The sequence below is a fragment of the Motilibacter deserti genome, assembly GCF_011250635.1.
GTDB lineage: Bacteria > Actinomycetota > Actinomycetes > Motilibacterales > Motilibacteraceae > Motilibacter_A > Motilibacter_A deserti.
Genome location: NZ_JAANNP010000008.1, coordinates 18,619 through 29,529 on the forward strand (window position 1 = coordinate 18,619; position 10,911 = coordinate 29,529).

At 72.8% G+C, this 10,911-nt stretch carries 8 protein-coding genes; 3 read left to right on the forward strand and 5 right to left on the reverse strand.

The features are described from left to right. The 5 genes from G9H71_RS12455 to G9H71_RS12475 form a co-directional block, all read right to left on the reverse strand. Entirely contained in the window at nt 1-1,104 is a 1,104-nt protein-coding gene (locus G9H71_RS12455; RefSeq protein ID WP_331272947.1) for an L-dopachrome tautomerase-related protein, read from the reverse strand. Between the two features lie 2 nt (nt 1,105-1,106). Continuing rightward, nucleotides 1,107-2,255: a glutathione-independent formaldehyde dehydrogenase gene (locus G9H71_RS12460; RefSeq protein ID WP_166282277.1), complete on the reverse strand. Its 1,149-nt coding sequence runs from the start codon at nt 2,253-2,255 to the stop codon at nt 1,107-1,109. Between the two features lie 327 nt (nt 2,256-2,582). Then, entirely contained in the window at nt 2,583-3,710 is a 1,128-nt protein-coding gene (gene serC, locus G9H71_RS12465) for a phosphoserine transaminase (RefSeq protein ID WP_331272948.1), read from the reverse strand. Between the two features lie 65 nt (nt 3,711-3,775). Beyond that, nucleotides 3,776-5,224 (reverse strand): DUF2142 domain-containing protein, encoded by a 1,449-nt coding sequence (locus G9H71_RS12470; RefSeq protein ID WP_166282279.1) that lies wholly within the window; start codon nt 5,222-5,224, stop codon nt 3,776-3,778. Nucleotides 5,225-5,458: 234 nt separating this feature from the next. Beyond that, on the reverse strand, nt 5,459-6,556 hold the full coding sequence (locus G9H71_RS12475; RefSeq protein ID WP_166282281.1) for a citrate synthase 2: 1,098 nt from the start codon (nt 6,554-6,556) through the stop codon (nt 5,459-5,461). A gap of 193 nt (nt 6,557-6,749) precedes the next feature. Between G9H71_RS12475 and pdxH the strand changes: the two genes are divergently transcribed. The 3 genes from pdxH (at nt 6,750) to G9H71_RS12490 (ending at nt 10,841) form a co-directional block, all read left to right on the forward strand. Then, nucleotides 6,750-7,373 (forward strand): pyridoxamine 5'-phosphate oxidase, encoded by a 624-nt coding sequence (gene pdxH / locus G9H71_RS12480; protein ID WP_166282388.1) that lies wholly within the window; start codon nt 6,750-6,752, stop codon nt 7,371-7,373. Nucleotides 7,374-8,341: 968 nt separating this feature from the next. After that, nucleotides 8,342-10,201 (forward strand): DUF222 domain-containing protein, encoded by a 1,860-nt coding sequence (locus G9H71_RS12485; protein ID WP_166282283.1) that lies wholly within the window; start codon nt 8,342-8,344, stop codon nt 10,199-10,201. Between the two features lie 358 nt (nt 10,202-10,559). After that, entirely contained in the window at nt 10,560-10,841 is a 282-nt protein-coding gene (locus G9H71_RS12490) for a hypothetical protein (RefSeq protein WP_166282285.1), read from the forward strand. Nucleotides 10,842-10,911: the final 70 nt, after the last annotated feature.

Genomic DNA, 10,911 nt, shown 5'->3' on the forward strand with positions numbered 1-10,911 from the left:
TCAGCGCAGCAGCACGGGCCCGGCGTCGATGGCCGTGCGGTAGAGCGCGTACGGCTTCTCCCGCAGGTCCTGGCCGTCCTGGTACTTCTCCTGCCGGTGCAGCTGGTTCGCCGTCACGTAGAGGTGCCCGTCTGCCGCGACCGACATCGTGTCCGGCCACAGCAGCCGCGGGTCGTGCACGACGGTCTCGAACGCGCCGTCCGGCAGCCGCCGCAGCACGGCGTTGTGCTCGTACGCCGTGAGGTAGACCCGTCCCTGGTCGTCGGTCTCCAGCCCGTCGGAGCCGGTGCCCTTGTCGCCCTCGTCGACGACCGCGGCGGCGACGTCCGCGTCGTCCGCGGACTCGTCGACGAGCAGGTCGGTCGGGACGCTGTACCACCGGCGGGATGCGAGCGGGCAGTAGTAGAGCCGCGACCCGTCGGCCGAGATCGCGATCCCGTCCGCCCCCATCGTCACCGGCTTCGTGCTGCCGTCACCGGGACGCTCGAGGAACGGGCGGCCCTCCACCACCGGGCGGAACGTGTCGAGCGGCTCCGCCTTCGTCGACGGGTGCTCGTGCAGCTTCCGCCACGAGCGGCCCGACGCGAGGTCGACGACGATGATGCCGTTCGGCCCCGAGTCCGCGGAGTCGGTGATGTAGGCGGCTCCCGCCTCGCCGCGCCGCAGGTCGAAGCGGACGTCGTTGAGGTACGTCGTCTCCAGCACCACGTCCTCCGGGAACGTGACGACCTGCGCGACCGTGTTGCTCTCGAGGTCCACGCACACGAGCTTTGGGCCGCCGGGCCTGACCGGCTCGAACATCGGGCTCCCGGTGTCGAGCACCCACAGCCGATCGACGGGGTCGACCACGATGCTCTGCACGGAGACGAACGCACCCGCGTCGTCGTTGCCGGAAGGGGAGTTCCACTGTTGATCCGGGAACGGGACTTCCTGCCCGTCGCGTAGCTCGATCACCGTTGCCGGGACCTCGTCGCCCCACTTCGGGAAGTTGACGAAGACGCGTCCGCTGTGCGAGACGCTGACGCCGGTGGGCATCGGGCCGCCGAACGAGTGGACGAGCTCCAGCTCGCCCACCGGCTCGTCGAGCTTCTGCACCCCGTGCACGGTCAGGCCGCCTTGCCCGGGTGCAGCAGCACCTTCGTCCAGCCGTCCTCGCGCTTGTCGAACCGCGAGTAGCCCTCCGGCGCCTGGTCCAGGGTCAGCTCGTGCGACACGATGAACGACGGCGTCGCCCGGCCGGCGATGATGAGGTCGCGCAGCTGGCGGTTGTAGCGCTTGACCGGCGCCTGGCCGGTGCCCATCGACTGGCCCTTGGTGAAGAACTGGCCGTACTGCCAGGGGATCCGGCCCTCCTTGGCCAGGTCGCTCGACGCGCCCGGGTCCTGCGGCATGTAGACGCCGACGACGCCGATGCCCCCGGTCGTGCGGACGACCTGCACGAGGTTGTCGAGCACGAGCTCGGGGTGCTCCTCGCCCGACGGGTCGTGGGCCTGGTAGCCGACCGCCTCCACGCCGCGGTCGGTGCCGCGCCCGTTCGTCGCATCGAGGATCTGCTGCACCGGGTCGCCCTGGCCGAGGTCGATCGGGGTAGCGCCGATCTTCGTGGCGAGGGCGAGGCGGTCGGCCTCCTTGTCGACGACGAAGACCTGCGACGAGCCGCGCAGGAGCGCGCTGTGCGCCGCCATGAGGCCCACCGGCCCGGCGCCGAAGACCGCGACCGTGTCACCGGGCTGCTGGCCGGAGAGCTCCACGCCGTGCCAACCGGTCGGGAAGATGTCCGAGAGCATCGTGAAGTCGTTCTCGTGCTCGGTGCCGGCCGGCAGCTTCAGCAGGTTGAAGTCCGCATAGGGGACGCGCAGGAACTCGGCCTGGCCGCCGTCGTACGGGCCCATGTTGGCGTATCCGTAGGCCGCGCCGTCCATCCCCTCGGTCGGGTTGGTGCGCAGGCAGAAGGACGACCAGCCGGTCTCGCAGTTGCGGCACGTGCCGCAGGCGATGTTGAACGGCACGGAGACGCGGTCGCCGACCTTGATGCGCGTGACGCCGGGGCCGACCTCCTCGACGATGCCCATGTTCTCGTGGCCGAGGACCTTGCCCTCCTCGACGCTGGTGCGGCCTTCGTACATGTGCAGGTCGGACCCGCAGATGTTGGTGGTCGTGATGCGGATGACGGCGTCGTTGGGCTCCTGGACCTTCGCGTCCGGGACGTCCTCGACGCCGACCTCGAACGCACCCTTGTAGACGACTGCCTTCATGGCTTCGGCCTTCTTCCGGCTGGAGGGACTCTGCCGGCGGGCTCGGGTGCCCACCGCGCACCCATCTACCCCGTTGCACGGGGAACGACCGGCCCCGCTGCGCCGCTTTGCGTGACGAGTGACGCGTTTGTCCGGTACGCGGGCGCGCCGTGGCGTCGCGTGGTCACCGTGGGTGCGTCCTCGCCGCTCCACCCGCGCTTCGTGCCGGAACACGCCGCCGGGCACCGCGCGTACCGCGCGAAGGGCCCCTCCTCGCGACCGGCGCTGCGAGAAGGGGCCCTTCATCTGAACTGGGCGAAGACGCGTCGGCGCCTCCCGGGGTGCCGGCTAGAGCCGCTCCACCACGTGGTCGATGCACGCGGTCAGTGCGGACACGTCGTCCGGCTCGACCGCCGGGAACATGCCGATGCGCAGCTGGTTGCGGCCGAGCTTGCGGTAGGGCTCGGTGTCGACGATGCCGTTGGCCCGCAGCGTCTTGGCGACGGCCGCCGCGTCCACCTCGTCGCTGAAGTCGATCGTGCCGACGACCTGCGAGCGCTGCGCCGGGTCGGCGACGAACGGGCTCGTGTAGCTGGTCTTCTCGGCCCAGGAGTAGAGCCGGCCCGAGGAGTCCGCGGTACGGCCCACGGCCCAGTCCAGGCCACCGTTGCCGTTGATCCACTCGATCTGGTCCGCGAGCAGGAACAGCGTCGACACCGAGGGGGTGTTGTAGGTCTGGTCCTTGCGCGAGTTGTCGATCGCCGTCGGCAGGTCGAAGAACGGCGGGATCCAGCGGTCGCTGCCGGCGATCTCGTCGACCCGGGCCAGCGCGGCGGGGGAGAACAGCCCGATCCAGAGCCCGCCCTCGGCGGCGAAGACCTTCTGCGGCGCGAAGTAGTAGACGTCGGTCTGCGACACGTCGACCGGCAGGCCGCCGGCGCCGCTCGTCGCGTCGACGAGCACCAGCGACCCCTCGTCTGCACCCTCGACGCGCGCGATCTGCATGGCGACGCCGGTCGAGGTTTCGTTGTGCGTGAACGCGTAGGCGTCGACCCCGGCCTCGGCCTGCGGCTGCGGGTAGGTCCCCGGCTCGCTCTTGAGAACCGTAGGGTCGTCGAGGAACGGCGCGCCCTTGGTGCTGGCGGCGAACTTGGACGAGAACTCGCCGAAGGACAGGTGCTGGCTCTTCTGCCGGACGAGCCCGAACGTCGCGATGTCCCAGAACGCGGTGCTGCCGCCGTTGCCGAGGACGACCTCGTAGCCCTCGGGCAGCGAGAACAGCTGGGACAGGCCCTCGCGCGTGCGCTTGACCAGGTCCTTCACCGGCTTCTGCCGGTGGCTGGTCCCGAGGAGGGCGCGCCCGGTCGCGTCGAGGGCGTCGAGCGCCTCCTTGCGCACCTTCGAGGGGCCGCAGCCGAAGCGGCCGTCGCCCGGCTTGAGGTCGTCGGGGATCGTGATGCTCGTCGCGTCTGCCACGGGCTCAGCCTAGAGGCAGCGCGGGGCGGCGAGAACGTGGCGGGGACACCCGGCGGCGTCGCCGTTCAAGCTGGAGCGGGCTCGCGCGGGTCGTCGGAGACCTCGCGGGCGTCCGCTCGTGGACGCAGCGCCTCCACCGCCAGGTCGCGTCCCGCACGCAGCTCGCGGAGCAGGGCGGCGGCCAGCGCCGCGAGCCCGACGGCGCACACGAGGACCAAGAGGGGCGCGGGCACCGGCGGCTCCCAGACAGGCACACCGGGCGACCGCAGCCCGGTGTAATCCCGAAGTGAAAGTGCGAGGAAGGCGACCTCGAGAGCGCAGACGCTCGCGACCGCGCCCACGGCGAGGGGCAGTCGGAGTCGGTGGGGGCGCATGCCCGCAAGCGTCGCGGCCATGATCGGCAGGCCGACGGCGATAGGCAGTGTGTAGCGCCCTTGCCAGGACGGGCCGATGCGCGAGTAGCTGGCCACCTCGAGCAGCGGGAGCATCACGATGAGGAGCGCGCACGCCGCGACCGGCAGGAGCGCCCGTCGGGCGTGGCGCGGGATCGTCAGCGCGGCGACGCAGAGAGCGGCGACCAGCAGCAGCCAGAGCGCCGTGAGCGGTCGAGACACGTGCAGGTCGAGCCAGCCCAGCACCTCGACCAGCTGCTCGAGTCGGCTCGCTGACCGTTTCACGACGCCGCGAACGACAACTGACAAAGGGGTGTCGGGCGGCGCGATGCCGACCAGTCGCAGGCTTCCGGCCAGCAGCACCCACAGCGAGGCGACCGCCGCCGTCGTGGCGACCACAGCCGCAGTGACCTGCACCCGTCGGTCGCGGGCGAGGTCGAGCCAGCGCCGCGGGCGGATGGCGATGACCAAGAGGGCGATGAGGGCCAGCCACAGCGGCCCGAGCGATCGCGTGACGGCCAGCGTCACGCCGGCGGCGCCGGTGGTCACCAGCAGCCACGTCGGCGTCTCAGCTCGAGCGCCGAGCGCGAGGAGGCCGGCCCAGAAAGCCGCGGCAGCGCTGATCTCCAGACCGTTCGGGTTGACTGTCGCGGCTGTGAACAGTGTCGTCGGCGTCAGCCCGAGCAGGACGCCCACGACCGTCCACCGGCTCACCCTCGAGGCATGGACGAAGGCGAGAGCGAGTAGCAGCGCACATAGTGCCGCGTTCAGCAGCCGCATGGTGTAGAGCGCGGCATCGGTCGGCACGACCAACGACGGCAGGCCGAGCACGGCGTAATACGGCGGGAAGTAGCGGCCGACGTAGGTCAGCCGGCGGGAGCCGCCTTCGCCCGTCAGCGAGGCCCCCGGCGCGCAGTTGGGCTGTGCCTCGCAGACCCCGTAGTCCTCGATCGTCGCCAGCCCGGACGGCACCTCGACGACGGACATCGCGCCCCGCGCCGTCTCCTGCTGCTCGGTCAACACCTGGCCGCGCGCCACCGCCGCGGCGTTGAGGACATGGGCGGGCTCATCGGGGGAGGAGTACGCGGGGCTGGCGTAGGTCCAGGCGCTCAGCGCCAGCATCAACCCAGCGAAGGCCCAGGCGAAGAGGCGCCACGGAAAAGGCGCGGAGCCATGCGGAGCTGTTGTCGCGGGCACGGTCGGTCCCCCTGCCGATCAGCGTCGTCTTGGCCAGGACCTTAGTGGGGTCCCTGACCGTGCAGGCGGATTCGTTCGCAACAGGCCACGACGCCGGCGGAGACACCACGGACGCGCCACCCGGTGACAGGGTGGCGCGTCCGGGGGGCACGGCGTGGGTCAGGCCGAGACGACGTCCCAGCCGGGGACCTCCTGCGGCGAGCGGGCGCCGGGGCCCACGTAGCGCGCGGAGGGGCGGACCAGGCGGCCCGTCTTCTTCTGCTCGAGGATGTGCGCGGACCAGCCGGCGGTGCGGGCGCTGGTGAACATCGAGGTGAACATGTGCGGCGGGACCTCGGCGAAGTCGAGGACGACCGCGGCCCAGAACTCGACGTTGGTCGCGAGCACGCGGTCGGGGCGGCGGGCGTGCAGCTCCTCCAACGCGGCCGTCTCGAGCGCGGCGGCGACCTCGGCCCGCGGGGCGCCGACCTCGTGCGCGACGCGGCGCAGGGTGCGGGCGCGCGGGTCCTCGGCGCGGTAGACGCGGTGGCCGAAGCCCATCAGCCGCTCGCCCTTGTCCAGGACCGACTTGACGTAGCCGACGGCGTCGCCGCTCTGCTCCACGGCCTCGACCATGTGCAGCACGCGGGACGGAGCGCCACCGTGCAGCGGGCCGGACATGGCGCCGACGGCTCCGGACAGCGACGCGGCCACGTCGGCGCCGGTCGAGGCGATGACCCGGCCGGTGAAGGTGGAGGCGTTCATGCCGTGCTCGGCAGCCGAGACGAAGTAGGCGTCCAGCGCACGGCAGTGGCGGGGGTCGACCTCGCCGCGCCAGCGCTTGAGGAAGCGGCCGACGACCGTCTCCTCGGCCTCGACCTCCGCCTGCGGGACCGGGGCGGCGTCGCCGTGGGCGGACTGGGCGATGAAGTCGAGCGCGGCGGCCGTACAGCGTGCCAGGTCCTCGCGGGCCTGCTCGGCGTCGATGTCCAGCAGCTGCTTGAGACCCCACTGCGCGGCGAGGGTCGCCAGCGAAGCCTGCACGTCGACGCGTACGTCACCCGTGCGGACCGGCAGGGACAGCTCCTCGGCGCGGGGCAGGCCGGGGTCGAACGCCCCGTCGACGAGCAGCCCCCAGACCCGCTCGAACGGCACCTTGCCGACGAGGTCCTCGATGTCGACGCCCCGGTAGCGGAGGGAGCCGCCCTCCTTGTCCGGCTCGGCGATCTCGGTCTCGAACGCGACAACGCCCTCGAGGCCGGGCTTGAAGTCGGACATCCTGCTGCTCCTCGGTTGGTCGGTGCGCGGACGTGCTCACGCGTGGAGGTCGTCCCGCGGCAGCCCCGTTGCTTCCGCCCATCTTCCACAACGGCGAAGGAGAAGCGAAAGCGGGGGCGAGCAATGCGATCGTTGTCACGTGGCTTTCTCCCGCGCGCGCTCCTCCGACCCCAGCCCGCCGGACCCCAGCGCGATGCGCCGGTCGTACGAGCGGGCCGCCCTGGACGTCGCCGACCTGGCCCCGACCCCCGCCGCCCAGTTCGGCGCGTGGCTCGCCGAGGCCGTCGCGGCCGAGCTGCCCGAGCCCAACGCGATGACGCTCGCGACCGCGGACGGGGAGGGGCGGCCGAGCGCGCGGACGGTGCTGCTCAAGGCGTACGACGAGCAGGGCTTCACGTTCTTCACCAACCTGCTCTCGCGCAAGGGCCAGGACCTCGCGCAGAACCCGCGGGCCGCGCTCCTCTTCCCCTGGGTCGCGCTCGAGCGGCAGGTCGTGGTGGCCGGGCCCGTCGAGCTGGTCGGGCGCGAGGAGGTGGCGGCGTACTTCGCCACGCGGCCGCACGGCTCGCGGCTCGGCGCCTGGGCGAGCGCGCAGTCCTCCGTGGTGGCGTCCCGGGAGGCGCTGGAGGCCGAGTACGCGGCGCTGGCCGAGCGGTGGCCGGAGGGCACGCCGGTGCCGGTGCCGGACCACTGGGGCGGCTACCGGGTGGTGCCCGAGACGGTCGAGTTCTGGCAGGGCCGGCCAAGCCGGATGCACGACCGGCTGCGCTACCGGCTCGAGGGCGCGGAGTGGGTCGTGGAGCGGCTCGCGCCGTGAGGCGAGCGGGCTTCCGGCAACGTGGTTCTGAGCGGGCCGTCGCCCGTGCCGGTGGTGGCTCGGGGTACCCGATCGCTCAGGTCTTCCCGGCCATGGGCGATGCTCTAGGTGGGACGGGCGCGACGCCTTCGCGGGCGGGACGTCCGGCCCGGCGCCGTACCGGATCATGACCCCGGGCCTCATCTCCAGCCGCTACGAGCGGCCACTCGCCGAGAGGCGTCACCCGGTACGGCGTCCTTGACCTGCACAGCGGGGCGGGGAGGCCGCGGCCTTCCCGCCCCTTGCTGTTCGCGGTGGGCGTCGCTTCCGCGGGGATGTCCTGTGGGGCGCGGCTGCGCCTGGGGCGAGTGCGGTCGATCGCGTGGCGGCGGCCCGGCTGGTGCGGCACCTGACTGGCTCTCGCGGCGGCGTGAAGTGTCGATCGTGGTGGCGCGGGTCATCGTGGATCACCTGGAGGCGAGCACAGGGCCGTCGCGGACCAGTCGTGGACGGGCATGGAAGAGCCCGCGGGCGGTCGATTCACGACCATGTGCCGGGGGGACTGTTTCCCCGGCGCCCGCGGGCCCCGGTGACTGCCTGGGTGTAGCCGGCCACTAGGCCGGGCGCCCGGGAGTCGTGGCTAGCTGGCAGCCACCTCACGAGTCCTAGAACTATCCAAAGCTTCGGACCACCTCCCTTCCCGTGTACGAAAACGGTACGTCCGCGAATCCGCGGCTCGCAACTCGGTTTGGCTGAGAGCGAAGCGGCGAACGCCGATCCGGTCAGCGCGGGTGTGTCGGAGGAGGGTGACCGGTCGGTGGCAGCGGTGTCGGTCAGTGGTGGCGCGCGTGGCGTAGGGGCGTCACCCGTCCGCGGCAAGGGGCTGGGCGAGGGGGCTGGGCGAGGGGGCTGTCGGTGGTCCCGGTAGTGCCGAGCAGGGCGACGTTCGGCGGCGGAGCTCTGTCAGTGGTGGCCGCTAGCTTGCGGGCATGACCTCCGAGACGGGCGACGGCCGCCGGCCTTCGACGTTCGTGCGCGCCTCGCGAGTCGGTCTCGTAGTCGAGCTGAGCGGCGGGCACACGCACCGCCCGAGCGCGCCTTCAGCCGGTGCGTTCGACGCGGCCGTGGTCGCGCGCCTTGCCCTGGCGCTCTCCCCGGCGGAGCGTGGGGTGGCACAGATGATCGAGACCCAGCTCATGACGTTGAGCGAACCCGGGACCGACCCCGCCCCTGCTGAGCTTCCCGGCGAGGAGCTTGCCGGCGAGGGGCTCGAGGGCAAGGAGGCTGGGAGCGACGAGCTCGAGCACAAGGAGCTCGAGGGCGACGAGTTCGCCGGCAACGAGCTCGCCGGCAACGAGCCCAGCGCCGCTGAGCTCGGGTTGACCGGGTTCATAGGGGCCGGGGCCTCGGACGCGCAGCTCGGCAGCGATCTCGCCGCCCGAGCGCGGCGCGAAGCGCTCACGGCGCTGGAAGCCACTCTCGACGCGGAGAACGTCCAGTCAGAGGAGCCGCTGTCAGAGGAGCCGCTGTCGGAGGAGCCGCTGTCGGAGGAGCCGCTGTCGGTGGCCGCCGTGCTGACGAAGCTGGCGCCAGGCTGCGAGCTCATCGCCCACCTCTGCCAGCTCCAGGGGCTGGCGCTGTCGGCGGACGACCGGCTCGAGGTGGTCCGGTCGTGGGAGCGCGTCGCCGCGTGGCTGACCGCGCAACAGGCGCGAGCCCTGGCGGCGGCGGGCGCGGCCATCGCGGTCGAGCAGGCCCCCGAGCCCCATAGTGCGGCCGCCGAGCACTGGTCGGGGGAGCAGGCCGCGGAGGCCGAGATCGGGTCGGCCCTCCGGTGGTCGCTGCCCACCGTCGCGACACGCTTGAAGCAGGCGACTGAGCTGACGGGCCGGTGTGCGCCGACGCTCGACGAGCTGGAGGCCGGGCGGATCGAGCCGCGACAGGCCAGCGCCGTTGTCGAGGCCTGCGCCCCGCTCGACGACGACGCCGCGCTCGCCGTGCAGCAGCGCGTGCTGCCGCGTGCAGCCGAGCAGACCGTCGCGCAGACACGACGGGCGTTGCGGCGCGCGGTGCTCGCGGTCGACTCCGCCTCCGCTGCGGAGCGGCACGAGCGGGCGCGGGCCGACCGGGGGATCGACCACCACGCCGAGCCCGACGGGATGGCGGCCCTCGCCGTGCGTACGAACGCCGCGGGCGTGGCCACGATCTGGGCTGCGCTGGACGCGGTCGCGGCGGCCATGCCGGCGACCGACAAGGAGACCGGTGAGCCCGTCCCGATCTCTGCCCGCCGCGTGGACGGGCTCGTCGCGCTGTGCGCCGCGGTCCTCGCCGACCCCGGGGTGCTCGCCGGTCTGCCGCGAGCGGCGACACCCGCCGCGGCGGTCCGGGTGACGGTGTCTGCGGAGACGCTGCTCGGGCTGAGCGACAGCCCGGGCGAGCTGGACGGCCACGGCCCGATCCCGGCCGAGATGGCGCGTGAGCTCGCGGCGGACGGCGCGTGGCGGCGTTGGCTCGTCGAGCCACGGACGGGAGAGCTGCTCGACATCGGGTCCGAGACGTACCGGCCCGGCGCTCGGCTCGCGGCGTTCATCGCCGCTCGCGACCGGACGTGCCGCGGTCCCGGCAGCGGCTATCCGGCTCGCCTGGCCGACCTCGACCACGTCGTCCCGTTCGACGGCAGCAACACCACCCGGGCCAACCTGCAGCCGCTCCGGCGACGCTGGCACAACGCCAAGACCCACGGCGGGTGGCAGTCCTCGCGGGCGCCGGACGGCTCCACCACCTGGACGTCACCGCTCGGCCGCCAGTACGTGATCCCGCCGGAGAGACTCGACCCGGACCCGCCGTGAGGCGTGGCTGGATCGAGCAACTGTTCACGTCGACGCCTGGACCGCCGGCGCGTGCTGCTGCGGCTTCGGATGCGCGTCGCACGACTGGCGTGGCTGCCGCGCGCTCGTACGTCCCGAAGCTGGGTCGCCGCGTGGATGTTGCAGGTGCGCCATGCCGTGGTCTCGTGCCGCCGACTGCGCGCCTCATCAGTGAGCGCCAGTGGCGCGCCGCTGGTCTGGCGTCGAGTGCCCGGACGAGGCCCTCGAACACGCCGATCCGGAGTGCACGCGTCGCTGCCGATGAGCGAGCGGCTCCGCGGACGTCTCCCTGGGTGTGCAGTCGGACCCGTGGGCGGGAGCCGTCAGCGTCCGCCTCGGTGTGGACGACGACGGCAGGGCGGTCGTGGACGCGAGGGCTGCCCTCACCGCCGGCCGCGACGTCGTGCTGGCGGTCGATCCGGCGGCTCCAGTCGACGTGCGGACGGTGGGGGAGTTGGCCGCCCTCGTCCTGCTCGCACGGCGCTGCGGCGGACGGCTGCTGCTTGAGGCGCCGGGTACCGCGCTGCACGGGCTCGTCGATCTGCTCGGGCTGGACGTCGTGCTCGGGCTCGGGCATGCCCCCGTGCAGCGGGCCTGTGGGTCGGCCGACCCGGAGGGGTAGCGGCCGCGGCTGGGCGAGCCTGCGGGGCCCGTGTGGCTGGGCGAGGCTGCGGGGTAGCGCGTGTGGCTGG